Consider the following 25,770-nt stretch of genomic DNA (forward strand, 5'->3'; position numbering starts at 1 on the left):
CATGGCGACCATCGCATCAGTCAACACCGGTAATTCCGGCACGCTGTTCATCGACGATGACGGCGTGTACATCCGCCTGTACATCGAGAATCGAGGCACGCAGACCTTCGCGAACGGCAAAGCGTGGAGCGTCAGCTTCTCCGGCATCGGCAACGACGGCGGCACGTTCAACATCGGCAAGGGCTACACGAAGATTCAAGTCGGCGGCGCGTACGCTCCGGGCTACTCGCAGACGGTCACCTTCACGATGGGCGCGACAGGTACAACCGGACTCGGTGGGCCTACGTCCGTCTCCGCGAACATCTTCCGCGCGACGATACCCGGCACTCCGGGAACGCCGACCATCTCCGAGGTCATGCCGCAGTCGATGCGACTTACCTGGACGATCCCAGGCAACGGCGGCGCGGCCATCGATCAGATGCTTCTACGTCGCTCGACCGATCCGAACTTCGGCACGTACACCGATCACCCCCAGGGCGGCGGCGTGACGACCGCCGTCGTCTCTGGACTCACGCCCGGTGTCGTGTACTACTGGCGCGTGTACGCACACAACGCCGTGGGCTACAGTCCAGCTTCGGGCGACTCGAATGCGCGCACGCTCTCGGGCTTCAAGGCCTGGAACGGCACCGCTTGGAAGCCGACGATCCTGCGTGCCTGGGACGGCTCGCAATTCAAGGTCTGCATCCTGCGCGAGTGGGACGGGACGCAATGGAAGGTCTGCGGCTGATGAACAAGACCATCATCTACATCGTCTTCGCCGTGCTCGCGGCGCTCGGAATCGTCGGTACGCTCGCGCTTCTCTTCTTTCGTCCGGACGCCACCGCAACGTTTACGGCCTTCGTCATCCAGATTCTCGGCATCGCCGCTGTCGCCGCCGGTACGTTCTACGGCTTCGGGAAGACGAACGAGAAGCTGGAAGCTGTGGAACGGCAGACCAACGGCAACCTTTCCCGGCGAGACGCGGAGATCGAGCGCCTGACCGCTGTGAACATCGAACTCGCGAAGCAGGTGCCGCCGTCCTCCGACGCCGAGCACGGGCGCTAGATGCAGCAAGGGGCTGGCGGATGACCGCCAGCCCCTTGCTGGTACTACTGTCGCTGGATCAGGCGACGCTACTGATCCGACCGCAGCGGCTGCACTTGAGCGAACCCGAGGCCTGCGTGAAAGGACCGTACTTCGCTCCGCAGCCCCGGCAGATCAGATAGAACGGGCCACTGACCCGCCTCGTAGCCATCAGCGGTTCCCGTGCTTCGTCGGATCGACCATGACGTAACCCATCCCCTTGCGCGGGGTGGGTGGCATCGGCTCGCCACGGGTTACCGTGCGCTCCGCTCCGGTACGTCCGCCACGAGGACCGACCTGTTCGTACTGCCCCGAACGCGGGGCCTTTTCTCCGGGGGAAAGGCTAGAAGCCATGTCGCACCTTCTTCCTAGTTTTCGAGGAAGAACTAGAACATGGAGACGGTCAATCGCGACCTACCCCGAGTTAGGGTCTAAGCTTGAAGTTGTCATCCCGTGCAAAGTTTGACGCTCGCAAGCCTGAGATCCTCAGTCCAACCTGAGGCTGTCTCAGGCTTTCGTGCTTCCTACGCCTTCAATGGTACATATAGGGACCGACATTGGGGGCGACCACAAGGGGTAGTAGTTACATCCGTGTAGTTTTCCACCGTTCTCCACGGTTACAACACACGTTGAGCACCGTTTCATCCACAGGCGACGCTCCCCCTTTCGGTGGTAGTGCCGCAATATTTCAAGGGTCTTGAGTCGCACCGTGTGTTCCATCCACAGGGGGCCCGCTACGCGCGGCATCCGACATTCGATTTTCTGTGGAAACTCCTCCACGGCGTGTCGCTGGCGTGTCGTAGAAGAAGTCGATGCGATGATGCAACCCGCGTAGGGTGTGTTATTTGCTTCCGGCCTCGCCGCGCTTCCAGTAACCCTTCACGACGGCTTTCGCGGTGTCGACGCTCCAGCGCTCGAGCAGCGCTCGGCCAGGCTTCACGATCGACTGCTCGGCGGCGATGAAGACGAACGGGTCGGCACCGATCGCGTGCTCGGCGGTCAGCCCCTCGAGGAAGGCGATGAGGGCGGAACCAGAGGGCGCCTCGCCACGATGCAGCCACTCGATGTCGACGGGCGCGTCGATGTCGACCTCTCGGCCGGGGTTCACGGTCTCGATCACGATGCGTGCGGGCGTGCCGTCCGGGATCAGTGCGGCGAAGCGACGGATCGCCGGAATAGCGGTTTCGTCGCCCACGAGCAGCCACGAGCCGGGCTCACCCGACAGAACTGCCGCTCCGCGGGGACCGCCGACACCGATCGTCGATCCGAGCGGTGCCGTCGCCGCCCACGGCGCGGCGACGCCCTGGTCACCGTGCACGGCGAACTCGACGTCGAGCCAGTCCTCGCCCCAGGCGAGCGGTGTGTATTCGCGGCTGGGTGACGCTCGGAGCTCCTCGACGGATTCGGTGGGGCCCGCGGGGAAGAACAGGCGCATGTGGTCGTCGGAGCCGGGAGAGTCGAAGCCGGCGAGATCGGAGCCCGTCAGGCGCACACGCACGAAGTCGGGGGCCAGCCACTCGCGGGCGCTCAAGGTGACGTTGCGGAAGCGCAGCTCGAGGCCGCGACGCTCGATCGAGAAACCGGATTTCGTATCGCTCATAAAGTAAGGCTAACCTAAATGTGCCGAGGGGAGTCGCCCTCCACTCTCGGCTTCCGGCGCCGCAGCGTGCGCATCGATCCCGCAGAACAGGAGTCTCTCCATGTCCGTGCCCAGAACCCTCACCGCCACGAGCGCCGCTCTCGTCGGCCTCCTCGCCCTCGCCGGCTGCACCTCCGGCGGCTCGGCGGAACCGGAGAAGACCGAACCCGCAGCAGCGACCGTCACGATCGAGGACAACACCGGCACGCACGAGATCGCGACGCCTCCCACATCCGTCGTCGCGCTCGACAACCGCACCTTCCAGACGCTTTCCGACTGGGACGTCGAGCTCTCCGCCGGGGCCGTCGCGCTCATGCCGGAGACCGTGTCGTACGTGAAGGACGACGCGATCGTCGACATCGGACTGCACAGCGAGCCCGACCTCGAAGCGGTCGTCGCCGTCGAGCCTGACCTGATCATCAGCGGCCAGCGGTTCACTCAGCACAACGCCGCGATCGCCGATCTGGTCCCCGACGCCACGATCGTCGACCTCGAGCCGCGCGAAGGTGAGCCCTTCGGAGACGAGCTCAAGCGCCAGGTCACCGTCCTCGGCGAGATCTTCGGCAAGCAGGACGAAGCCAAGAAGCTCGTGGACGACTTCGACGCCGCTGTCGAGCGCGCCAAGGCGGCGTACGACGATGCCGACACCGTCATGGCCGTGAACACCTCCGGCGGACAGATCGGCTACCTCGCCCCGACCGTCGGACGCTCGCTCGGACCGATCTACGACATGCTCGGCCTGACCCCCGCGCTCGAGGTCGACGACGCGACCGACGACCACCAGGGCGATGACATCTCGGTCGAGGCGATCGCCGCCTCGAACCCCGACTGGATCCTCGTGCTCGACCGTGACGCCGTCTTCGCGGCCGACACCCCCGACTACGTGCAGGCCGCGGAGATCCTGGAGAGCTCCGAGGCGCTCGCCGGCGTCACCGCTGTGAAGCAGAAGCAGATCGTGTACATGCCCACCGACACGTACCTGAACGAGAGCATCCAGACGTACACGACGTTCCTCGACGACCTCGCCGACGCCCTCGAGAAGAGCGCGAAGAACTGAGGTACGGCGGCGGCATCCGGACGATCCGGGTGCCGCCGCCCCATCATCATGGTCTCCACCGACATCGCTCCGCCGCCCCGCTACGCCGGGCGGCTCTTCGACGTGAAACTGCTCATCGGCGTGCTGATCGTCGTCGTCCTGCTCGCGATCTCGCTCTTCACGGGTGTGTACGACGTCACCGGCGCGGACGACGGCGCGCAGATGTTCCAGATCACCCGAGTGCCCCGCACGATCGCCCTGGTCCTCGCCGGCGCCTCGATGGCCATGGCGGGCCTCGTCATGCAGCTGCTCACCCAGAACCGCTTCGTCGAACCGACGACCACCGGCACCACCGAATGGGCCGGCCTCGGGCTCCTGATGGTCATGATCCTCGTGCCGCAGCCGTCGCTTCCCCTCCGGATGGCCGGCGCGGTGCTCGCAGCGTTCATCGGCACGATGGTGTTCTTCGCGTTCCTGCGCCGGGTGGCACTCAAGTCGTCCCTGATCGTCCCGATCGTCGGCATCATGCTCGGGGCCGTGGTCGGCGCATTGTCGATGTACCTCGCGCTGGCCACCAACTCGCTGCAGATCATCGGCGTCTGGTTCGCGGGCAGCTTCACCTCGGTGATGCGAGGTCAGTACGAGATGCTCTGGATCGTGGCTGTCATCGGGGTGATCGTCTTCATCGTCGCCGATCGGCTGACCATCGCGGGGCTCGGCGAGGAAGTGGCCACCAACGTCGGCGTGAACTACAACAGGATCATCCTGCTCGGGACGGTGCTGATCGCGGTCACCACCGGCGTCGTCACCGTCGTCGTCGGCAATCTGCCCTTCCTGGGGCTGATCGTGCCGAACATCGTCTCGATGGTGCGCGGCGACGATCTGCGCAGCAATCTTCCGTGGGTGTGCCTGCTCGGCATAGCGATCGTCACCGTGTGCGACATCATCGGACGCACGATCATCATGCCGTTCGAAGTGCCGGTGTCGCTGATCCTCGGGGTGGTCGGCGCCGTGGTGTTCGTCCTTCTCCTGCTCAGGCAGCGTCGACGTGGCTAGCGGGGGGACGGGCGACGTGGCGACCGCCGGTGCGCTCCGGTCGGCGGGCTCGTTCACGACCCCAGGTGCGCGCCGGCGTTACGCCGTGGTGCTCGGGATCCTCCTGGTCCTCGCGGCAGGGTCGGGCTTCGGTCTGCTCGCCTGGGCGAATCCGATGCCGGTCGGCTCCACCGGGTTCTGGCGGATCGCGCAGCATCGCGCCACCGACGTCACGGTGATGGCCCTCGTCGCGGTCGCTCAGGCCGTCGCCACGGTGAGCTTCCAGACCGTCACCAACAACCGCATCATCACGCCGTCGATCATGGGGTTCGAATCGCTCTATCGAGTCGTGCAGACCTCGACCGTGTACCTGTTCGGAGTGGCAGGGATCGTGGCGATCCAGGGAATCGGGCAGTTCGCGATCCAGGTCGCGATCATGGTCGGTCTCGCCGTCGCCCTCTACGGTTGGCTGTTGTCCGGACGCTACGGCAATCTGCAGATCATGCTCCTGGTGGGCATCGTGATCGGAGGCGGCCTCGGGGCGATCGCGACGTTCATGCAGCGCCTGCTCACCCCTAGTGAGTTCGACGTGCTCGCCGCGCGTCTGTTCGGCAACGTGTCCAATGCCGACCCCTCGTACCTCCCGCTGGCGATCCCGCTGGTCGTCGCGGCGTCTGCGTTGCTGTGGCTCCGTTCGCGCCGGCTCAACCTCATGGCACTCGGCCCGGATGCCGCGCGCTCCCTCGGTGTCGATCATCGCCGCGAACTGTTCATCGTGCTGTTCCTCGTCGCCGTGTTGATGGCCACCTCCACGGCGCTGGTGGGACCGATGACGTTCCTCGGCTTCCTGGTGGCGACGCTCGCCTACCAGTTCGCCGACACGCACGACCATCGGCTGATCTTCCCCGTCGCGGTGCTCACGGCCTTCACGATCCTGGCCGGGGCCTACTTCGTGATGAAGAACATCTTCTACGCGCAGGGGATGGTGTCGATCCTGATCGAGCTCGTCGGCGGCACCGTGTTCCTCATCGTCATCCTCAGAAAGGGCAGACTGTGATCGCTCTCGACGGCGTCCGCCGCGAATACAGCAGCGAGGTCGCGATCGGCCCCGTCGACCTCGAGATCCCCGCCGGCGGAATCACCGCCCTGATCGGTCCGAACGGCGCGGGCAAGTCGACGCTGCTCACGATGATCGGGCGTCTGACCGGGATGGATGCCGGTGCCATCGAGATCGCGGGGCTCGACGTGGCCTCGACGAGATCGAAGGATCTGGCGAAGGTGGTGTCGATCCTCCGTCAGGAGAATCACTTCGTCACCCGCCTCACCGTTCGCCAGCTGGTCGGTTTCGGGCGCTTCCCGCACTCGAAGGGCAGGCTGAACCGGGCCGACGAGGAGATCATCAGTCAGGCGATCGACTTCCTCGACCTCGGCGCTCTGGAGGGGCGCTACCTGGACGAGCTCTCCGGCGGGCAGCGTCAGCGCGCCTATGTCGCCATGGTCCTCGCCCAGGACACCGAGTTCGTGCTGCTGGACGAGCCACTGAACAACCTCGACATGCGGCACGCCGTGCAGATGATGAAGCATCTGCGCCGGGCCGCGGAGGAACTCGGGCGCACCATCGTGATCGTGCTGCACGACATCAACTTCGCCGGGCACTACGCGGACCACATCTGCGCGATGAAAGACGGTGCGGTCGTGGAGTTCGGCTCGCCGGCGGCGATCATGACGGACGACGTGCTCACGCGGGTGTTCGACACCCCGGTGCGGGTGGTCGACGGACCGTCGGGCCCGCTCGCCGTCTACTACTGAGTCGGGGCGACCACTCAGAGCTCGATGCCGTGGTCCTCGTCGTTGACCCCGGCGTTGTTGCCGCGGCGCGATTCGTATCCGAGGAACCAGCCGAGCCACACGATGGCCGCGAGCAGGACGCCGAGCCAGACGTTCTGGAAGATCAGCCCGATCACGACGCCGACGATCAGCAGGCCGACGGTGACGAGGATGCGCAGCATGGAACGGGACATGGCACCAGCTTAGGTGCCGACGTCAGCGGCGGCGATGGTCTTCGGGTGCGAGACGAGGCCCCCGGCGCGGTTCCTGCACACCACTCGCATGGATGAGGCGGACGACGCGTTGTCGTTGTCCGGCCCACGGCGAGAGGAGCTCGATCATCCCGGCGTCATCGGCGCGTGCGCCCGTCAGCGCGTGGCCGACCTCATGGGCGAGGTGGTAGTCGCCGATACTGACCGCGTCCGGATCCCCGAGAGCGCGGATGCGCGTCTCCGCCGACGTCCAGACCCCCACGCCGGGAAGGCTCGTGAGCACGCGGTCTCGGTCATCCCCTGAGGCGGCGGCTCTGACGGCTCGGGAGATGCGATCTCCGCGCTCGGCCGCACGCACGATGGTGCGCGACTGGGGCGGCTCGACGCCGGCACGATGCCAGGCCCAGGACGGGATGCGATGCCACTGGTCGGGGGACGGCGCGGCGAACATCGGCCGCGGGGTGGGACCGGGAGCGGGTGCTCCGAACCGCGAGATCAGCCAGCGCCACGCGCCGAAAGCCTGCATGCCGGTCACCTTCTGCTCGATGATCGCGCACGCGAGCGCATCGAACACCTCGTCGGTACGCGTCAGACGCAGCCCCGGGTGGCGTCGTGCGGTGTCGGCGATGAGCGGGTGCAGGGAAGGGTCGAAGCCGGTGGCGTCGTCGTGGGCACCGCAGAGCGCGGGCACCAGATCGAGGGCGATGCCCGATCCCGGGCCCCACGCGGTCGCGTGGACCTCGCCGCCGAGCATGCGCAGAGCGAGGGTCGTCGGTCCGAGGGGTGTGCGCAACGCGCGCCAGATGACGGTTCCGTCGATGACCATCGTCGGGTCGTTGCGACCGCGGCGGAGCATGCCGACCGTTCGGTGGAGATCGAGCTCGTGCGGCGGGCGGTAGACGGTCTCCTGAGCAGTGTCCGCGGGGGCGGCGTCCGTCGAGGCGGAGCGCGCTGTCAGGGTCATGCGCCCACCCTACGCGCAGCTGCTGACACCGGCTCCCGGCGACTCAGAAGCGGTCGGGCGAGGGGGTTCCGTGGCCGTAGCGGATGACGACGTCGGCGTGGCGGTCGAAGCGGTAGCCGATGCCGCGCACCGTGCGGACGATGTCCTCATAGCGACCCAGCTTCGCGCGCAGGCGGCGCACGTGCACGTCGATCGTGCGCTCACCGGGCGTCTCGTCGTCCTGGGCCTGCCAGAGCGCGGAGACCAGCTCGCTGCGTTCGATCGTGCGCCCCTCGCGGAGCACGAGGTACTGCAGCAGCTCGAACTCCTTGTATGTGAAGGCGGCGGACTCGCCGTCGATCAGCACGCGCTTGCGGGAGATGTCGACGGTGACGCCCGTCTCCTCGTCCGTGGTGTCCTCTTCCGCAGCGGCCTTGGTGCGCGCGATGGCACCGGGCTCCTGCAGAGCGAGACGGACCACGTCGAGGTCGCGGCCGCCCGATCCGTGCGGGGCGAGGGCGACCGTGGCGTGCGTCTCGGCTCCCGGGGCGAGCTCGGCGAGGGTGCGGCGCAGCGCGTCGACGAGAAGGGGGAGGCTGACGCCGGCTTCGGCGGCCTTGATCTCGTCCAGCCCGACGTAGAGGGCGAAGCCACGGGGTGAGCGCACGGCGGGAAGATCGGCTCCTGCGGCGGACAGGGGCGCGGCGGCTTCGTGCTGCGTGCGGATCGCGGCGGTGGTGGCGGGACGCTCGAGAAGTGCGGTGTTCGACATGATGATGAAGTCCTCAGGACGTGAGCCCGGATCGAGCGGGGCTCTGATGCGTTGCATGAATGACCGGCGGAGCCGGGAAGCGAGCAAGGGTGGATGCTCGGAGACGCTGACCTCGCAGATCGCGAGGAGTTCAGGTCAGGCGGGGTGGCTGTTCGTTCAGCGACACATTCGGCAACACATGCCAACGCGACCGGGCATCATCATCCCGGCAGTCCCGTTCGCCTCCTGGGCGGACAAAGGGCGTGCGTTGGTGGTCATGGGGGGATTATGTCCGATCGTGACGCCCCATGTCAAAACGCCCGGCGGCTCCGGGCGGGCGTAACGTGGTTCGAATGACGATCTCGCACACCGTCGGAGGCTTCATCCTGACCGACGAGAAGGACGCTTCGCGCTACACGCTCATGCGCGACGGGACGCTCGTGAGTGTTCTGGACTACCGGGACGACGGGCGCACCATCGCGCTCACCCGAGCCTTCACGATCCCGACTTTCCGGGGCAACGGCTACGCGGGAAAGGTCGTCGAGGGTGCGGTGGCCGACATCGAGGAGCGCGGTGATCGCAAGGTCGATGCCGTGTGCTGGTACGTGGCCGACTGGTTCACCGCGCACCCGGAGCACTCGGGTCTGCTGCGCTCCCGCTGACTCTCCGGCCATATGACGAACTGTTACGGTCGCTCCCTGCGAGGATGAGCTCATGAAACTCGCCGAGGCCCTCACCGCACGCGCCGACCTGCAGCGCCGCATCGAGCAGCTGCGGGCGCGTATCGTCGCGAACGCCCGCTACCAGGAGGGCGAGGAACCGGCGGAGGACGCGGCCGCGCTGATCGTCGAGGCCGATGCCGCGCTCACGCAGCTGCGCGATCTCATCCGCCGCATCAACGCCACCAACGCGCGCCTCGACCTCGGGGCGGACGGCACCATGACCGATGCGCTCGCCGCCCGTGATGTCCTACGCCTGCGGCACTCGGTGCTGACCGATGCCGCGACCGCCGCCTCGGGGGCCAACGACCAGTTCCTCCGCCAGATGAGGTCGGAGCTGCGTCAGGTCTCCGCGCTGCCCGTCGCGCCGCTGCGCTCCCGTGCCGACGCCGTGGCTCAGGAGCTGCGCGAGCTCGACAATCGGATCCAGCAGGCGAACTGGTCGAACGACCTCGAGGAGGAGAGCGGAAGTCGGTAGTCACGACGAGGCGGGCACAACCCTCAGCCGGCGGGGCAAGCCGGCACCTGTCGGGCGGAGGGCAGCCCTGATATCGCATCGCGCAGCCCCGCACGCCGCACAGGTGAAGGTGCACACGGCATCTCGCATCACCGCGTGCCGATCATCGTGACGAGGGTGGGTCAGGGGACCTTCCGCTTCCTCCTCCGCAGGGCGTGAGAGCGGTGCTGCGGCACGCCTCGGATGAAATGTCGGAGGGGGTTCGTACGGTGTGAGTATGCGCATCCTGCACACCTCCGACTGGCACATCGGCCGGACGTTCCATGGCAACTCGACCATGGACGCCCTCGCCGAGGTGCTCGGGGCGCTCACCGCGCAGGTTCGCGAGAACGCGGTCGACGTCGTCGTCGTCGCGGGAGACGTCTTCGACTCCGCCACGCCCTCCGGAACCGCATACACCCTGCTCGGCGATGCGCTGGTGGCGCTGCATGAGACAGGGGCGCGGGTGATCGTGACCAGCGGCAACCACGATTCGGCCGCGCGCCTCGGCTTCCAGGCGCGGCTGCTCCGCGAGGGCATCCACGTGCTGACCGACCCGCTCGCGGTGGGAGCGCCTGTGACCGTCAACGATGCGCACGGGCCCGTGCACTTCTTCGGCATTCCCTACCTCGAACCCGCCATCGTGCGACAGCACTGGCCCGATGGCGACAGCTCCGGGCGCCCGTTGCGCACGCAGGCGCAGACCATGGCTCACGCGATGCACCTGGTCCGCGCCGGCATGGAACAGCACCCGGGGCGCTCGGTCGCGATCGCGCACTGCTTCGCCGCCGGTGTCGACGCCACCGCCGGGCTCGAACGCGAGGTGCGTCAGGGCGGCCTCGACGTCGTGCCGCTGAGCGTCTTCGATGGTCCTGACTACGTGGCGCTCGGCCACATCCACGGGCGTCAGCAGCTCAGCGATCGGGTGCGCTACGCGGGCGCTCCTCTGCACTACAGCTTCGGCGAGCAGCACAAGCCCCGCGGTTCCTGGCTCGTCGACATCGATGCCGAGGGTCTCTCCGGAGTCGAATGGTTGGAGCTGCCGGTGCCGCGCCGCCTCGTCACACTCACGGGCGCGCTCGACGATCTCCTGTCGACCGAACTGGTCGCAGAACACGCGGGCGACTGGGTCTGTGCCGTCTACACCGACGCCGTGCCGCAGACAGAGCCGATGCGGCGTCTTCGCGAGAGCTACCCGTACTGCGCCATGGTGCAGCACCAGCCCTCGGTCACCGCCGAGGCGGACGAGCGCTCCTATGTGCAGCGTCTGCGCACCGCGGTCACCGATGCCGACCGCATCGAGGCCTTCCTCGAGCACGTCAGGGCGGGGCACGGAGCGACGGAGGCGGAGGGCGAGCTGATCCGCGCGGTGCTCGACGAGCGAGTTCGTGCCGAGGCTCTCGTCTAGATGCGTCTTCATCGCCTGGAGGTCGAGGGGTTCGGCCCCTTCCGGTCACGTCAGATCGTCGACTTCGACGCGTTCGCCGACGACGGCATCTTCCTGATCGCCGGACGGACGGGGGCGGGCAAATCCAGCATCCTCGACGCCGTCTGCTTCGGGCTCTACGGCGGAGTGCCGCGCTACGACGGTGGCGAGAAGCGGCTGCGGAGCGACCACTGCGAGCCCGACGATCCCTCCGAGGTCGTCGTCGAATTCAGCACGCCGACCGGCCGCTTCCGGGTGACCCGGTCGCCCGAGTACCTGCGCCCGGCCAAGCGCGGGGGAGGGATGACCAAGCAGGCCTCGGCCGTCGCCCTCGACGAGTGGACGGATGTCGGGTGGATCGGTCGTGCGGCGCGGGCCGTCGATGTCGCCGGAGAGCTCGACGAGATCCTGCAGCTCAGCCGTGAGCAGTTCCTGCAGGTGATCCTGCTCGCGCAGAACCGGTTCTCGGAGTTCCTCCTCGCGGGCAGTCGAGACCGCCAGGCGCTTCTGCGCCGCCTGTTCGGCACCCAGCGGTTCGAAGATGTGCAGGCGCGGTTCGACGAGCGTCGTCGTGTGGCCGAGCACGCTCTGGGCGCCCGGCTCGCGACGGTCGAGGCCCGCGTCGAGGAGGCCGAGCGGCTGGTGTCCGCCGATGGCCTGTCAGGAGAGGGCGATGAGACCCCGCCCGAGACGGTTCGCGCCCCGTCTTCGATCGAAGATCGACTCGACGCCCTCCGACGTGCGAAGGCCCGCGCCGACTACCGCGCAGAGCGTCGAGCATCCGAGCAGGTCGACGCGGAGAAGCGGTCGGCCGCAGCCGACGAGTCTCTCGCCGTGGCGCGGGACGAGCAGCGGGCGCAGCGCGAGCGCGACCGCGCGAGGTCGGCGCTCGAACGACTCGAGGCCGAAGCGCCCCTGATCGACGATGCCCGCGCAGAGCTCGCTGCGGCCCGAGCCGCGGAGGCGCTGCGGTCGACGATCGCCGCAGTGGCGCGCGCGCATTCCGCGCTCGCGGTCGCCTCCCGAGACGAACAGGACGCCCACGCGGCGGGTGAGGCGCTCGGTCTCGACGTGGACGGCGACCTCGAGGCCTGGACGGCGGCGGCGACCAGAGAGAGCGGTGCCTGGCAACGCGCGCGAGAACTCGAGGAGAGCGCGCCGACGCTCGACGCCGAAGTCCGCGCAGCGGAGGAGGCGGTCGTGGCAGCGACCGCGCGCATCGAAGCTGCGAACGTGAGGCGTGCCGCGCTTCCCGACGAGATCGCCGCGTTGCACACGCTGCGCGACGAGACCCGTCGCCTCGCCGATCGGGGGGAAGACCGGCAGGCCGCGCAGCAGGCGGCAGAGCTACGCCTCACGGCGGCGCACGAGGTGGAACGGCTGCGAATCGCCGAGATCTCCCTCGAGCAGGAGCTCTCGCAGGCCACCGCGCTGCACGCGGATACGCAGTCAGCTCTGGCGCGACTGCGTCAGCGACGAGCCGACGGCATGGCCGGAGAGCTCGCCTCGACGCTCCGCGACGAGCACCCCTGTCCGGTCTGCGGCTCGCTCGATCATCCGGCGCCGGCCACGCATTCGGATCCGGTCTCGCCCGAAGACATCGCCGCCGCAGAGGGCGCGCGAGATGCCGCATCGCAGAAGGAGCGTGATCTGGCGTCGAGCTCCTCGACGTTGCGCGCCGAACTCGCCGCCGTCACCGCCCGCGCCGACGGTCGGGATGTCGAACAGGCCGAGAGCGAGTACGCCGAGGCCGCTGAGGCACTCTCGAGCAGCCGTGCCGCCGCCGAGGAGCTGAAGACGCTCGACGGTCGCATGGACGAACTCGTCGCCCGTGTCGAACTCCTCGACGCCGAGCGGGAAGACGATGCCAGGGCTCTCGCAGAACTGCGCGAACGGCATGCGCTCCTCCGCCAGCGCAGCGCGGAGGCACACGAGCTGATCGCCGAGGCGCGGGGCGGTTTCGACACGGTTGCCGCACGGATGTCCGACACCGAGGCGAAGATCGCCGCGGCCCGCGCCGTGATCCATGCGATCTCGGAGCGGGCACGCAGGGTCGAAGCTCTCGCCGAAGCCGAGGCGGAGCGCGAGGCGGCGCTCGCAGACTCCGTGTTCGATGACGAGGCGGCGGCGGAAGACGCTCTACGCTCGGCCACAGAGCAGGAGGCGCTCGACACGCGGATCGCGCAGCATGCGGTGCAACGAGAGAAGGAACGGGCCATCCTGTTCGACCTCGAGTTGCGCACGCTGCCGGAAGAGCCGATAGACCTCGCGCCGGCCGAGCAGGCATCGGCGGACGCACGCAGCGTCTGGACGCGCGCGGTCGACGAAGCCGCCAGAGCCGCGGCAACCGCAGAGCGGCTCGGAGGGCTGATCGACTCGGCTTCGGACGAGCAGGCTCGCACCGCCGACGATGCCGCGGAGTTCGAGGTGCTGCAGAACCTCGCCGACACGATCGCGGGGCGAGGTGCCAACACCCGCAAGATGACGCTGGAGACGTTCGTGCTGGCCGCGGAGCTCGAGGAGATCGTCGAGGCGGCCAACCGTCGACTGCACGACATGTCCGCCGGTCGGTATCAGCTGCAGCACTCCGATGCGCTCGCTGCCCGCGGGGCGGCATCCGGACTCGGCATCGTGGTCTTCGACGCCTTCACCGGGCAGACCAGGCCGCCGCAGTCGCTGTCAGGGGGCGAGACGTTCCTCACATCGCTCGCTCTCGCCCTCGGACTGGCCGAGGTCGTGACCGCGCGCGCGGGCGGCATCCGCCTCGACACGCTCTTCATCGACGAAGGATTCGGTTCCCTCGACGGCGACACGCTCGATGTCGCCATGCGCACTCTCGATGAACTGCGGCAGGGGGGCCGCACCGTCGGAGTGATCAGTCACGTCGAGGCCATGCAGGAGCAGATCCCCGCCCAGCTCACGGTGCGCGCACTGCCGAACGGACCCAGCGTCATCGAGGCGCGCTGACCCGAGACCGAGGCTGACGCGAGCGCGGGAGGGCGCCCCCTTCGTCAGACGCCGTACTCGCTGCGGATGAAGTCGCGCAGCTGCACGCTGCATCGTGCGACGGCCTCGCGCCAATCCGTCAGCGCACCGTCCTCAGCCTGATCGGAGACGGCGCGGAACACGCGGATCGGCACATCGAACTGTGCGGCGACCCAGATGAAGGCGTACGTCTCCATGTCGACCAGGGCCGCCCCCGACGGACGGATCACGGCGGTGACCTCGGCGTCCTCCACGAAGTGGTCACCGGTGGCGATCAGAACACCTTCCCTTCCGGTGCTGACGCGCGCCGGAAGGGAGACGTGCTGGCCACGGACGCCGTCGAGGTCGGTCACGTCGTGCTGGAATGCGGTTCCGACCTCATGCACGGTCGCCTCGAGAGCGGGGTCGATCGCGCCCGCCGTGCCCACGACCACGATCTCGTCGTAGACCCGGGCATCGAGCGCGCGGGTGAGCGCATACGTCGCCGGCAGCTTGCCGGGGCCGGTCACGAGTCGGTCGAAGCCGTCCAGCTCTTCCGGGAAGGCGGACAGTTCGGAATCAAGGGCAGCGACGAGGAGCTTCACCGCCCCATTCTCTCAGGACTTCACTGGCAGGAACGTGCGAACGCCGCGGCGTCACCCGTGCGTAACACAGAGGGGCGATACTGATTCGAGGACAAGACGGAGGATGACATGTCGTTGCAGCAGCAGATCTCTGAAGACCTCGGCGTCCGGCCGGAGATCGACCCGGAAGCCGAGGTCGAGCGCCGGGTCGGGTTCCTCGTCGAGTACCTTCGCTCGACCGGCGCGAAGGGCTTCGTGCTCGGCATCTCCGGTGGGCAGGACTCCACGCTGGCCGGACGCCTCGCACAGCTCGCGGTCGAACGGGTGCGGTCCGAGGGAGGCGAGGCGAAGTTCCTCGCCGTGCGTCTGCCCTACCGCGTGCAGCACGACGCGGCAGACGCCGAGGCCGCCCTCGAGTTCATCGCACCCGACTCCTCGGTCGAGGTCAACATCCAGAACGGTGTCGACGGGGTCGAGGAGGACATCGAGTTCGCGGTCACGAGCGACATCAGCGACTTCAACCGCGGCAACATCAAGGCCCGCGTCCGCATGGTCACGCAGTACGCCCTCGCCGGCCACGACGGGATGCTCGTCATCGGCACCGATCACGCCGCCGAGGCCGTGACCGGCTTCTACACGAAGTTCGGCGACGGTGCGGCTGACGTCCTGCCGTTGTCGGGGCTGAGCAAACGGCAGGGGCGTTCGCTGCTGCAGTTCCTCGGTGCTCCGGACCGCCTCGCGTTCAAGGTGCCGACCGCCGACCTGCTCGACGGCCAGCCCGGCCGTGCCGACGAGGACGAGCTGGGGCTCACCTACGAGCAGATCGACGACTTCCTGGAAGGGCGCGACGTCGAGCCCGAGGTCGCCGGCCGCATCGAGGCGAGGTACCTCGCGACGCAGCACAAGCGCCATCTTCCGGTGACGCCCGACGACACCTGGTGGCGCTGACCCGCTTTCCCGGGAGGCCCGCGCTTTCGCCCGTGTCGGATGCCGCGGATAGTGTCGAAGCATCCGACAGAACGGGAGCATCGTGCGGATCGACACTCAGGCGCAGCGCGTCATCTGGAGCGCGAGCGACCTCAAGGCGGCCGCGGAGTGCGAGTTCGCGTGGTGTCGAGCGATCGACGCGAAGCTCGGAAGAGTGCCGGCGGTCGAAGAGCCGGAAGACGCGACCCTGAAGCGGGCCGCGGAGTTGGGCGATGTGCACGAGCAGAACGTGCTGGCCCGCTACATCGACGACCTCGGTGACGAGAACGTCCACCGCATCGAGAAGGTCTCTTCCGTCGATGCCGATGCATTGGCGGCTGCGGTCGACGAGACCATTGCCGCCCTCCGCTCGGATGCGGAGGTCGTCTTCCAGGCGGCTTTCGCGACCGAGGAGTTCGTCGGTTTCGCCGACTTCCTCCGCAAGGATCACGACGGCCGCTGGCGGGTGCAGGACTCCAAGCTCGCCCGCAAGGCCCGTGTCACGGCGCTCATGCAGCTGGCGGCATATGTCGACCAGCTCGATCGCCTCGGCATCCCGCGCTCCGACGAGGTCGACCTCATCCTCGGCGACAGCACGCTCAGCACGCACGCCGTCGACGATCTCCTTCCGCTGTTCCAGGTGCGGCGGGCGCGACTGCGCGCCCTCATCGCCGATCGACGCATCGCCGAGGGTGCGACGGGCGCGCCGCTCGCATGGGGCGATGATCGCGGCGACCTCCAGATCGTGGCCTGTGGCCGCTGCGCCACCTGCGAGGAGCAGGTGCTCGCGCATCGCGACCTCCTGATGGTGGCGCGGATGCGTCCGGTGCAGCGAGCACGTCTGCGGGCATCCGGCATCGAGACGATCGATGAGTTGGCTGTGGCACCCGACGCTCCCGCGGGCATGAACGTCGACACGTTCGAGACTCTCCGAGCCCAGGCGCGTCTGCAGCTGCGTGCTGACGCCGAGGGAGCACCGACATTCGACGTCCACTACGCGCAGGCGATCCACACACTCCCGCTGCCCAGTCACGGCGATATCTTCTTCGACTTCGAGGGCGACCCGCTCTACACCGAACCCGCTCCCGACGGCGAGGCGCAGTGGGGGATCGACTACCTCTTCGGCTGGGTCGACAACGCTGACCAGTACTCGGCGTTGTGGGCTCATACCTTCGCCGACGAGAAGCGGGCTCTCGAGACGTTCCTCGACTTCGTCAATGCGCGCAGGCTGGCGCATCCCGGCATGCACATCTACCACTACGCGCCGTACGAGACCTCGCACCTCGTGGCGATGGCCGCGCGGCACGGCGTGCGCGAGGGCGAGGTCGATCGGCTGCTGCGCGAGGGCGTGTTCGTCGATCTCTACCCGCTCGTGCTGCGGACCGTCCGGGTCGGCTCCCGGTCGTACTCGATCAAGAAACTCGAACCGCTCTACATGGGCGACGACGTGCGCACCAGCGACGTGCAGAAGGGCGACGACTCGATCGTGCAGTACGTCGCCGCTCGTGAGCTCGCGGCGGCGGGGGAGAAAGCCGAGGCCGACGCAGTGCTGGCCGACCTCGCCGATTACAACCGCTATGACTGCGTGTCGACACGACGCCTGCGCAACTGGCTCATCGACATCGCACGCCGGAAGGGCGTGACGCCCGCGCCGCCCGACGATGCCGACGAGGTCATCTACGAGCCGTCCCCCCGTTCCGTCGCGCTGCTCGCCGATGCGGAACGCGCCGTGGAAGACGGCGGCGACGGGCTCGTGCACCGTATCGCCGCCGCGGCCATCGACTACTTCCCCCGCGAGGCGAAGAGCTTCTGGGTGTCGCATTTCCAGCGGCTGCGAGAGCCGGTGACGATGTGGGACGGCACGCGTGATGTGGTGAAGGTCGATCGCCCGTCGTCGGTCGTGCGCCGCGAGTGGAGCATCGGCGAGGGACGACGTGTGATGTCGCGTGACATCGAGATCCGCGGCGAGGTGTCGCCCGGCACGACGCTCGGCCCGGGTGCGCAGCCGTTCGCGCTCTACGAGGTCCCGGCCCCCTTCGACACCGAGGTGCCTTCACGCGCCGTCCACGTGCCGCACACCGTCACGGTGGTCGAGGTGCTCGACGACGGCTACCTCGTCTCCGAGTCGGCAGTGCAGGGTCAGACCTGGGACGAGCTGCCGCTCGCTCTCACCCCGGCGGCGCCTCCGCGCGTGGTCTCACTGCAGGGAGCGATCGACGAGTGGGCCGATGCCGTGCACGCGGCCGCGCCCGGCTTCCCGCACGACGCGGCGACCGACATCCTGCGTCGAATTCCCCCGCGCACGACATCGGGCGAAGCACTGCCCCCGGCCCGCGACGACACGATCGATGCGATCGTGCGTGGTGTGCTCGACCTCGACCGCAGCTACCTGGCGGTGCAGGGCCCTCCGGGGACAGGGAAGACCTATACGGGATCGCGTGTGATCGCGCGCCTGGTGAACGAACACGGTTTCAAAGTCGGCGTCGTGGCGCAGTCGCATGCGATCATCGAGACCCTTCTCGCGCGCATCGTCGCCGACGGCGTCGCGCCGGCGCAGGTCGCGAAGGCGCCGAAAGATCCCGAGGCAGAGCCGCCGTACACCGTGATCCCGAAGAACGGCATGGCATCGTTCCTCGCCGAGCACGCGGGCGAGGGGGCCGTCGTCGGTGGCACGGCCTGGGATTTCAGCAACACCCAGCGTGTCGATCGTGCCGGCCTCGATCTTCTCGTGATCGACGAGGCGGGTCAGTTCTCGCTCGCCTCGACGATCGCCGTCGCGGCTGGGGCGAAGCGGCTGCTGCTCCTCGGCGATCCGCAACAGCTCCCGCAGGTGAGCCAGGGCGCGCATCCGGAGCCGGTCGACACCTCGGCCCTCGGCTGGGTGATGGACGGCGACCCCGTGGTGCGGCCCGAATACGGGTACTTCCTCGCACGGTCGTGGCGGATGCATCCGTTCGTGGCTGCGCCGGTGTCGAAGCTCGCCTACGCCGGACAACTCGCCTCGGCGCCGGGAACCGAGCGCCGCTCACTCGACGGAGTCGATCCGGGGCTGCACGTCGTGCCGCTGCGCCACCGCGGCAACGCGACGCAGTCACCGGAGGAAGCCGCCGAGGTCGTACGACTCGTGCGCGATCTGGTCGGGAGAACGTTCACCGACAACGACCCCGACGCCTCGACGAGGCCGCTCACGCCGTCCGACATCATCGTCGTCACGCCTTACAACGCGCAGCGTCAGCTGGTGCTCGACGCGCTTTCCGACGCCGGCTTCCCCGACGTTCCGGTGGGCACTGTCGATAACTTCCAAGGCAAGGAGGCTGTCGTCTCCATCACGTCGCTCGCCGCCTCGAGCGGACGGGACGCTCCCCGCGGACCCGAGTTCCTGCTGCTCCAGAATCGGCTCAACGTGGCGATCTCCCGCGCGCAGGTCGTCGCCTATCTGATCCACTCGCCCGCGTTGCTCGACGATCTGCCGTACACGCCGGAGGGAGTGGCTCGGCTCAGCGCCTTCGCCCGCTTGGTCGGTGCGGCGGAATGAGCGAGCCGACGCACGCGCACTCGACAGACGAGATCCTGCGCGCGGCTGCGGCCTGGGTGTGGTTCCCGCGCGACAGCGAGCACGAGCGCAGTGAGTTGCTCCTCGTGCGGGATCCGTCGAGATTCGGCGGCGGAGTCCGCGGTTCCCAGGTGAGCTCCGTCCTCGAGCCCACGGAGATCGTCGACCATGCTCTGGAGCGGACGGGAGCGTGGGGCGCGTCGAGATTCACCTTCTGGACGAACCCCTCCGACCGTCCGGACGTCGAGGAGGAGCTTCGTCGGCGGGGAGCGGAGCATATCGATACGGTGGCCGTGTTCGCTCGACCGGTCGATGGAGCCGCAGCAGTCGATGTGCCGGACGACATCACCGTCGAGGTCGTGCGCACGCTGGAGCAGGTGCGCGACGTCGACGCGGTCAACGTGCCCGTGTGGCAGCAGGAGCCCCTCGACCCGCAGGGACTGCGGGCGGAGCTCGCCGAGGTGACGACGGCGCTCGAGACTCGCGAAGGCTTCCGGATTCTCGCGCGGATCGGCGGCCGGGCGGTCAGCACCGGCGGGTGCACGATCGACGGTGGATTCGTCCGGCTCTGGGGCGCTTCGACACTGCCGGAGTACCGGGGGCGCGGCGCGTACCGCGCGGTCCTCGCCGAGCGCCTCCGAGAAAGCGCAGCCTGGGGAGCGACGACGGCGCTCGTCAAGGGGCGCGTCTCGACGTCGGCCCCGATCCTGGCGCGCGCCGGCTTCACCCACTTCGGCGACGAGCGTGCCTACCGCCTGACTCTCGAAGCCTGACTCCGTCGGGGCAGGTCCGCGTCAGACCGTGCCGTAGAGCCGATCGCCGGCGTCGCCGAGTCCGGGCACGATGTACCCCTTCTCGTCGAGGCGCTCGTCGAGCGCGCCGAGCACGAGGGTCACATCGCGGTCGCCCGCCATCGCCTCGATCGCGGCGACGCCCTCCGGGGTGCCGAGCAGGCAGATCGCCGTGACGTCCTTCGCACCGCGGTCGAACAGGAACTGGATCGCGGCGGCCAGCGAACCCCCGGTCGCGAGCATCGGGTCGATCGCGAAGCACTGACGGTCGCTCAGATCGTCGGGCAGACGCTCGGCGTAGGTCGTCGGCTCGAACGTGGTCTCGTCGCGCACCATGCCGAGAAAGCCGACCTCGGCGGTCGGGAGCAGCTTCACGAGGCCTTCGAGCATGCCGAGACCGGCACGCAGGATCGGCACGACGATCGGTCGCGGCTCCGAGATCTTCACGCCCGTCGTGGTGGTCACCGGGGTCGTGATCTCGATCGGGCTGACCTTCACGTTGCGTGTCGCCTCGTACGCGAGCAGCGTGACGAGCTCCTCCGTGAGCTGCCGGAAGACCGGCGACGGCGTGCGCGCATCGCGCAGTACCGAGAGCTTGTGAGTGATGAGAGGGTGGTCGGCCACGTGAACACGCATGGATACAGGGTAATGCGCCGCGCGGTCGGGCACGACATCGAAGCTCCGCCCGCGCTCGGCGGCTGTCGTAGGCTCGACGCATGACCGCTGCAGACGACCTCGCGATGCAGCGCGCCCTCGTGCTCGCCGCCGAGGCGGCCGCGGCATCCGAGATCCCCGTCGGTGCCGTCGTGATCGACGGGGGAGGGCGGATCATCGCCGAAGGGCGCAACACCCGCGAGGAGACCCACGATCCGACCGGTCACGCCGAGATCGAGGCGCTGCGGCGCGCGGCGGCGTCCGTCGGTTCCTGGAACCTCGACGGGCACACGCTCGTGGTCACCCTCGAGCCGTGCATCATGTGTGCCGGTGCCATCCTGCAGTCCCGCGTCGGCCGTGTGGTGTTCGGAGCCTGGGACGACAAGGCCGGCGCGGCCGGGTCCATGTACGACGTGCTGCGCGATCGCCGGCTGCCTTACCGGGCCGAGGTCATCGGCGGCGTCCAGGCCGACGCGGCCACAGCGGTGCTGCGTTCGTTCTTCGAGCAGCGTCGCTGAGTCGAGCCCCACTCAGTCGGACGACTTCAGCACGAAGACGTCGGTCGAGGGCTCGGGGTCGATCGCCGGGCGGTACACGTCGGGCTCGATGTAGACGATCCGCGCCACCGGAACGGCCTCGCGGATACGGGCCTCGATCGCGTTGATGTCGTCGGCGGCCTCGCGCAGCGGCTTGTCGGCGTTCAGCGCGATCTTCGCGGCGACCATCAGCTCGTCCGGGCCGAGGTAGAGCGTCTTCATGTGGATGATCTTCTCGATCTCGTCGCCCGCGTTGATCGCGTCCACGATACGGTCGTGGTCCGCCTGCGTCGCGCCTTCACCGACCAGGAGGCTCTTCGTCTCGACGCCCAGCACGATCGCGATCAGCACCAGCAGCACACCGATCATCACGGTGCCGAGTGCATCGAACATCGGGTTGCCCGTGATGAGGGTGAGGCCGACGCCGAGAAGGGCGAACGTGAGGCCGGTCAGCGCTCCCACGTCTTCGAGCAGCACGACCGGGAGCTCAGGTGCCTTCGAACGACGCACGAACGACACCCACGACTGGCCCTTCTCCCGCACGAGGTTGCTCTCGCGCACGGCGGTGCGCAGCGAGAAGGATTCGAGCCCGATCGCGACGACGAGCACGACGAGCGGCAGCCACCACCACGTCTTGTCGAGCTCGTGCGGATTCGTGAGCTTCTCGACGCCTTCGTAGATCGCGAAGAGGCCGCCGACCGAGAAGAGGATGATCGAGACGACGAAGGCGTAGACGTAGCGCTCTCGCCCGTACCCGAACGGGTGCGCACGGTCGGCCTCGCGTCGGGCCTTGCGCCCTCCCAGCATCAGCAGCAGCTGGTTTCCGGAGTCGGCGACGGAGTGGATCGCCTCCGCGAGCATCGAGGCAGACCCGGAGAGGGCCCAGGCGATGAACTTCGCGAGGGCGATGCCCATGTTCGCCAGGAACGCCGCGACGATGGCCTTGTTGCCTCCGGATGCACTCATGGGACGAGTCTAGAACCGCCCGCCCGAGGATGTCGGAGTGCCCGCCGTAGGATGACGACATGGCTGACTCGCTTCCTTCGCTCGCTTTCCTCGGTGCCGGCTCGATGGGTGGTGCGATCCTCCGTGGGGTGGTCGCCTCGGGTATCCCCATCGACGGCGGCATCGCCGCGACGAACCGCACCGCGGAGAAGGCGGAGGCATTCGCCGGGCTCGACGGCGTCACGAGCATCGCGCTCGCCGAGCGGCCGGACGGCAACGCCGAGGCGGTGGAGGGCGCCCGCATCGTGCTGGTCGGCGTGAAGCCGGCCATGGTGCCCGACCTGCTCCGCGAGATCGCCCCGCACCTCGCCGCCGACACGATCGTGGTGAGCGTCGCCGCCGGCGTCACGCTGCAGACCTTCGCCGACGTGCTCGGTGCGGATGCCCGCGTCATCCGCTCCATGCCCAACACCCCGTCGACCGTCCGCAAGGGGGTCACGGGAATCGCGGCAGGCGCCGCGGTCTCGGACGATGACCTGGCTCTGGTGCGTCGCCTCTTCCAGACCGTCGGAGCCGTGGTCGAGGTGCCCGAGTCGCAGATCGATGCGCTGTCGACGATCTCGGGCTCCGGTCCGGCGTACGTCTACCTGCTGATCGAGGAGTTCACGAAGGCCGCGGTGGGCATGGGGTTCGACGACGCCGACGCCCGCCTGATGGTCGAGCAGACGTTCATCGGCGCGACGGCGCTGCTCGACGCCTCGGGCGAGGACCCGACGGAACTTCGTCGTCGGGTCACCAGTCCGAAGGGGACGACCGAGCGTGCGGTCGCCGTGCTGCAGGACGCGCATCTCGAACGCACCTTCGCCGATGCCGCCGCTGCGGCTCTCGCGCGTGCCAGGGAACTCGCCGCCGGGGCGTGAGTGATGCGACTGCGGATCGAGGGCGCGATCTGGTACTGGCGCGGTCCCGCGCCCTTCCATTTCGTCACGGTGCCAGCCGCCGAGAGCGAGCTGATCCACGAGATCGCTTCCGTCGTCACGTACGGGTGGGGCATGATCCCCGCATCGGTCACTGTCGGTGAGACCACGGTGACCACCGCCCTGTGGCCGAAGGACGGCGGGTACATCGTGCCGATCAAGAAGGCGCTCCAGGACCGCGAGGGCGTCGGAGTGGGCGACGTGGTCGAGATCACCCTCGACATCGACGCCTGACGGGTTCCGGTCTCGCTCAGCTCTCGCTGGACACGTCGGCGAGCACCTCGGGCCAGCGACGATCCAGGACCCTCCCGCCGAGCACGGTTCCACCCCAGATCGTCAGTCCGCCGAACGCGATGCCGCATGCGAGGCTGACCCAGCCGAGGGCGGGGTTCCAGATCGCCGCGATCGCGAATCCGAGTGCGGGGGCACCGAGGGCGAGCGTGATCGGACCGATGATGATCATCGCGAGCAACGACTGCACTCCTCCGGACGAGCCGCGTCCGAAGGGATTCGCCTCCGGGGCGGGTGCGCGTCCGGGGAGGAAGCTCCCCACCCATGCACCGGCGCCGCCGGCGATCGCCGTCAGGCCGAGAGCGGCGCCGAGACTGCCCGGCAGCAGGTCGGGACGTCCGGCGAGGAGGCAGGTCGCCACGCACAGCACGATCGTCACCGGAACCGCGATCAGCCCGAAGCCGAGCAGGCGTCCCGCGCGGTCGGCGGCACCGCTGACCCCGGTGAGGATGTGGATGGCGACGGCATCGTTGTCGTAGGCGATCGCCATCTGCACGATTGTTCCGGCGAGCAGGGCGTTGATCGCGGGGATCAGGGTGATGGCCGGGGCGAAGCCGATCGCCTCCTCCTGCAGACCGTTCATCAGCGCGATGCCGATGAAGATCGCCGGCAGCAGCAGGAGCATCACGATGTTGACCAGTTGGCGCGGATCACGACGGAAGTAGCGCAGCGACCGTGCGGCGATCGCCCCCATCGAGTTCGCCGGCAGCACCCGGTCGAGCAGACCGCCGGAACGCACCCGTCCGCCCCCGCTGCTCTGGATCGGCGAGACGAGTCGCGCGGCCAGCAGCCGCTGCGACGCGAACCACAGCACGACCACCGTCGCGAGGGCGATCAGCAGGCGGAGCGCGGCGGTGAGGATGTCACCCTGTGCGGCCGAGGCGGACACCCCGAATACGGCACCCACCGGTGTCCAGGCGGCGATGTCGGCGATGGTGGTGAACGCCTCTCCGACGTCACCGACCCTGGTCAAGGCCCCGATCCCCAGGTTGAGGATGAGGCCGGACGAGGCGGCGAGCAGCACGCCGAGGGTCAGCACCAGGTCGCGTGTGCTGCGGCGCGCCAGCCAGCCGGCGAGGAGGCCGCTCACCACGCGGGCACCGAGCACACAGGTGCTGACGGCCACCGGGATCATGATCACGGCGCTCAACAGAGCGGGCATGCTGACCGACCAGCCGAGCAGCATCAGCAGCAGGGCGACCGTGGTGCCGATACCACCGATGGTCGTGGCTCCGGCGACGACGAAACCCGGCAGCAGTGCGGGTGCGGTCACGGGTAGCAGAGCGAAGCGCTCCGGAGCGAGCGAGTCGTCGGCGCTGACCAGGATCGACCCGATCCACCACCCGAGCACGATCACCGAGCCGGTGAGCACGATGGCGGTGACGGCGCCGTCGGGCGCGGCGAAGCGCAGCGCGACGAGTCCGGCGGTGAGCCCGGCGAGGAGCCCGAGCGCCACCATGCCCGTGATGATCAAGGTGACGATCATCCAGGGATTGCGGGACAACTGATGGCGGAGCTGCCGCCAGCGCAGACTTACGAGGAGCGCAACCATGCGAGCGTCTCCGTTCCGAGGTCGTGCGCCCCCACGAGCGTGAGGAAGCGCTGCTGCAGGGAGAGGCCGGCTCGCACCTCGTCGAGCGGGCCGTGCGCGAGCAGGCGTCCCTCTGCGACGATGGCGACTCTGTCGCACATCGATTCGACGAGTTCCATCACGTGGCTGGAAAGCACGACAGTGCCGCCGCCGTCGACGAACGATCGCAGGATCTGCCGGATCGTCTCGCCCGACACCGGGTCCACGGCCTCGAGCGGCTCGTCGAGGATGAGCAGGCGCGGAGCGTGGATCAGCGCGCAGGCGAGTCCGATCTTCTTGCGCATGCCCGCGGAGTAGTCGACGACGAGCGTGTCGCGGGCGTCGGCGAGCCCGAGGGCCTCGAGCAGGTCGACGGTCCGGGAGACGACGTCCGCCTCGGCCATGCCGCGCAGGAGCCCGGTGTATCGCAGCAACTCGGCGCCGGTCAGTCGGTCGAGCATGCGGATGCCGTCGGGCAGCACGCCCATACGCGCTTTCGCCTCGGCGGGGTTCTGCCACACGTCCGCGCCGAGCACCCAGGCGGTTCCCGCATCGGGACGCAGCAGGCCCGTGGCCATCGCGAGGGTGGTGGTCTTGCCCGCCCCGTTCGGGCCGAGCAGCCCCAGCATGGATCCGGCCGGCACGTCGAGGGAGAGACTGTCGACGGCGACCTTCTGCCCGAACTGCTTGCGAAGCCCGCGAAGGGCGAGGACGGGAGGAGCCGCGGTGTGGTCGGTCATGGGTCCCATCCCATCACGACGACGCGGACCCTCACATCCGCCGCGAGGGGGAG

At 68.5% G+C, this 25,770-nt stretch carries 25 protein-coding genes; 16 read left to right on the forward strand and 9 right to left on the reverse strand.

Going from position 1 to position 25,770, the window contains the following annotated elements; translation table 11 throughout:
- Position 1 precedes the first annotated feature (1 nt).
- Both MST3598_RS03920 and MST3598_RS03925 read left to right on the forward strand, forming a co-directional pair.
- Positions 2 to 727, forward strand: coding sequence for a fibronectin type III domain-containing protein (locus tag MST3598_RS03920; RefSeq protein ID WP_029259747.1), 726 nt, complete (start codon positions 2 to 4; stop codon positions 725 to 727).
- On the forward strand, positions 727 to 1,044 hold the full coding sequence (locus MST3598_RS03925) for a hypothetical protein (protein WP_029259748.1): 318 nt from the start codon (positions 727 to 729) through the stop codon (positions 1,042 to 1,044). Before MST3598_RS03920 ends, MST3598_RS03925 begins: the two co-directional genes overlap by 1 nt.
- A gap of 859 nt (positions 1,045 to 1,903) precedes the next feature.
- Here MST3598_RS03925 and MST3598_RS03935 read toward each other — a convergent pair.
- Positions 1,904 to 2,662, reverse strand: coding sequence for a siderophore-interacting protein (locus tag MST3598_RS03935; RefSeq protein ID WP_029259749.1), 759 nt, complete (start codon positions 2,660 to 2,662; stop codon positions 1,904 to 1,906).
- A gap of 100 nt (positions 2,663 to 2,762) precedes the next feature.
- On the opposite strand from MST3598_RS03935, the gene MST3598_RS03940 reads away from it, so the two are divergent.
- The 4 genes from MST3598_RS03940 to MST3598_RS03955 are packed head-to-tail and all read left to right on the forward strand — an operon-like array spanning position 2,763 to position 6,581.
- Positions 2,763 to 3,758 (forward strand): siderophore ABC transporter substrate-binding protein, encoded by a 996-nt coding sequence (locus MST3598_RS03940; protein WP_029259750.1) that lies wholly within the window; start codon positions 2,763 to 2,765, stop codon positions 3,756 to 3,758.
- Between the two features lie 48 nt (positions 3,759 to 3,806).
- Positions 3,807 to 4,793, forward strand: a complete 987-nt coding sequence (locus MST3598_RS03945; RefSeq protein WP_029259751.1) for an ABC transporter permease — start codon at positions 3,807 to 3,809, stop codon at positions 4,791 to 4,793.
- Positions 4,794 to 4,809: 16 nt separating this feature from the next.
- Positions 4,810 to 5,829: an iron chelate uptake ABC transporter family permease subunit gene (locus tag MST3598_RS03950; protein ID WP_021198084.1), complete on the forward strand. Its 1,020-nt coding sequence runs from the start codon at positions 4,810 to 4,812 to the stop codon at positions 5,827 to 5,829.
- Positions 5,826 to 6,581 (forward strand): iron ABC transporter ATP-binding protein, encoded by a 756-nt coding sequence (locus tag MST3598_RS03955; protein ID WP_021198083.1) that lies wholly within the window; start codon positions 5,826 to 5,828, stop codon positions 6,579 to 6,581. The genes MST3598_RS03950 and MST3598_RS03955 overlap by 4 nt, the downstream gene beginning before the upstream one ends.
- A 14-nt stretch (positions 6,582 to 6,595) precedes the next feature.
- Here the strand turns inward: MST3598_RS03955 and MST3598_RS03960 are convergent, their stop codons facing one another.
- The 3 genes from MST3598_RS03960 to MST3598_RS03970 are packed head-to-tail and all read right to left on the reverse strand — an operon-like array spanning position 6,596 to position 8,526.
- Entirely contained in the window at positions 6,596 to 6,793 is a 198-nt protein-coding gene (locus MST3598_RS03960) for a hypothetical protein (RefSeq protein WP_021198082.1), read from the reverse strand.
- Positions 6,794 to 6,815: 22 nt separating this feature from the next.
- A complete protein-coding gene (locus tag MST3598_RS03965; RefSeq protein WP_029259752.1) occupies positions 6,816 to 7,775 on the reverse strand; it encodes a DNA-3-methyladenine glycosylase family protein in 960 nt (319 codons plus the stop codon).
- Positions 7,776 to 7,818: 43 nt separating this feature from the next.
- Complete coding sequence (locus MST3598_RS03970) at positions 7,819 to 8,526, reverse strand: winged helix-turn-helix domain-containing protein (protein ID WP_021198080.1); 708 nt, start codon at positions 8,524 to 8,526, stop codon at positions 7,819 to 7,821.
- Between the two features lie 332 nt (positions 8,527 to 8,858).
- Here MST3598_RS03970 and MST3598_RS03975 point away from each other — a divergent pair, with 332 nt between their 5' ends.
- From MST3598_RS03975 to MST3598_RS03990, 4 genes are all read left to right on the forward strand, one after another.
- Positions 8,859 to 9,167 carry a GNAT family N-acetyltransferase gene (locus MST3598_RS03975; RefSeq protein ID WP_021198079.1) on the forward strand — a complete coding sequence of 103 codons (309 nt, stop codon included), beginning with the start codon at positions 8,859 to 8,861 and terminating at the stop codon, positions 9,165 to 9,167.
- Between the two features lie 52 nt (positions 9,168 to 9,219).
- Positions 9,220 to 9,702: a DIP1984 family protein gene (locus MST3598_RS03980; protein ID WP_021198078.1), complete on the forward strand. Its 483-nt coding sequence runs from the start codon at positions 9,220 to 9,222 to the stop codon at positions 9,700 to 9,702.
- Between the two features lie 256 nt (positions 9,703 to 9,958).
- Positions 9,959 to 11,128: an exonuclease SbcCD subunit D gene (locus MST3598_RS03985; protein WP_029259753.1), complete on the forward strand. Its 1,170-nt coding sequence runs from the start codon at positions 9,959 to 9,961 to the stop codon at positions 11,126 to 11,128.
- Positions 11,129 to 14,113, forward strand: coding sequence for an AAA family ATPase (locus MST3598_RS03990; protein WP_029259754.1), 2,985 nt, complete (start codon positions 11,129 to 11,131; stop codon positions 14,111 to 14,113).
- Between the two features lie 44 nt (positions 14,114 to 14,157).
- Here MST3598_RS03990 and MST3598_RS03995 read toward each other — a convergent pair whose 3' ends face one another.
- Positions 14,158 to 14,715, reverse strand: a complete 558-nt coding sequence (locus MST3598_RS03995; RefSeq protein ID WP_021198075.1) for a phosphorylase family protein — start codon at positions 14,713 to 14,715, stop codon at positions 14,158 to 14,160.
- Positions 14,716 to 14,823: 108 nt separating this feature from the next.
- Here MST3598_RS03995 and nadE point away from each other — a divergent pair, with 108 nt between their 5' ends.
- The 3 genes from nadE to MST3598_RS04010 all read left to right on the forward strand — a co-directional run bounded on the left by nadE (position 14,824) and on the right by MST3598_RS04010 (position 19,986).
- Positions 14,824 to 15,642: an ammonia-dependent NAD(+) synthetase gene (nadE, locus tag MST3598_RS04000; RefSeq protein WP_029259755.1), complete on the forward strand. Its 819-nt coding sequence runs from the start codon at positions 14,824 to 14,826 to the stop codon at positions 15,640 to 15,642.
- Positions 15,643 to 15,724: 82 nt separating this feature from the next.
- Positions 15,725 to 19,195, forward strand: coding sequence for a TM0106 family RecB-like putative nuclease (locus tag MST3598_RS04005; protein WP_029259756.1), 3,471 nt, complete (start codon positions 15,725 to 15,727; stop codon positions 19,193 to 19,195).
- Positions 19,192 to 19,986 (forward strand): GNAT family N-acetyltransferase, encoded by a 795-nt coding sequence (locus MST3598_RS04010; protein WP_029259757.1) that lies wholly within the window; start codon positions 19,192 to 19,194, stop codon positions 19,984 to 19,986. Before MST3598_RS04005 ends, MST3598_RS04010 begins: the two co-directional genes overlap by 4 nt.
- A gap of 21 nt (positions 19,987 to 20,007) precedes the next feature.
- Here the strand turns inward: MST3598_RS04010 and upp are convergent, their stop codons facing one another.
- A complete protein-coding gene (upp, locus tag MST3598_RS04015) occupies positions 20,008 to 20,640 on the reverse strand; it encodes a uracil phosphoribosyltransferase (RefSeq protein ID WP_021198071.1) in 633 nt (210 codons plus the stop codon).
- 80 nt (positions 20,641 to 20,720) lie between these two features.
- Here upp and tadA point away from each other — a divergent pair, with 80 nt between their 5' ends.
- Positions 20,721 to 21,176 (forward strand): tRNA adenosine(34) deaminase TadA, encoded by a 456-nt coding sequence (gene tadA, locus MST3598_RS04020; protein WP_021198070.1) that lies wholly within the window; start codon positions 20,721 to 20,723, stop codon positions 21,174 to 21,176.
- 12 nt (positions 21,177 to 21,188) lie between these two features.
- On the opposite strand, the gene MST3598_RS04025 is transcribed toward tadA, so the two are convergent.
- The gene (locus MST3598_RS04025) at positions 21,189 to 22,160 is read right to left on the reverse strand and encodes a cation diffusion facilitator family transporter (protein ID WP_021198069.1); all 972 of its coding nucleotides are present in this window, start codon (positions 22,158 to 22,160) and stop codon (positions 21,189 to 21,191) included.
- 59 nt (positions 22,161 to 22,219) lie between these two features.
- Between MST3598_RS04025 and proC the strand changes: the two genes are divergently transcribed.
- Together proC and MST3598_RS04035 are read left to right on the forward strand one after the other, a co-directional pair.
- A complete protein-coding gene (gene proC, locus MST3598_RS04030) occupies positions 22,220 to 23,059 on the forward strand; it encodes a pyrroline-5-carboxylate reductase (protein ID WP_021198068.1) in 840 nt (279 codons plus the stop codon).
- A 3-nt stretch (positions 23,060 to 23,062) separates the two neighbouring features.
- On the forward strand, positions 23,063 to 23,350 hold the full coding sequence (locus MST3598_RS04035) for a DUF1905 domain-containing protein (protein ID WP_029259759.1): 288 nt from the start codon (positions 23,063 to 23,065) through the stop codon (positions 23,348 to 23,350).
- 16 nt (positions 23,351 to 23,366) lie between these two features.
- On the opposite strand, the gene MST3598_RS04040 is transcribed toward MST3598_RS04035, so the two are convergent.
- A complete protein-coding gene (locus MST3598_RS04040; RefSeq protein ID WP_029259760.1) occupies positions 23,367 to 24,959 on the reverse strand; it encodes a hypothetical protein in 1,593 nt (530 codons plus the stop codon).
- On the reverse strand, positions 24,941 to 25,717 hold the full coding sequence (locus tag MST3598_RS04045; protein ID WP_029259761.1) for an ABC transporter ATP-binding protein: 777 nt from the start codon (positions 25,715 to 25,717) through the stop codon (positions 24,941 to 24,943). The genes MST3598_RS04040 and MST3598_RS04045 overlap by 19 nt, the downstream gene beginning before the upstream one ends.
- Positions 25,718 to 25,770: the final 53 nt, after the last annotated feature.

The sequence above is a fragment of the Microbacterium sp. TPU 3598 genome (assembly GCF_002356155.1).
Lineage (GTDB): Bacteria > Actinomycetota > Actinomycetes > Actinomycetales > Microbacteriaceae > Microbacterium > Microbacterium maritypicum_A.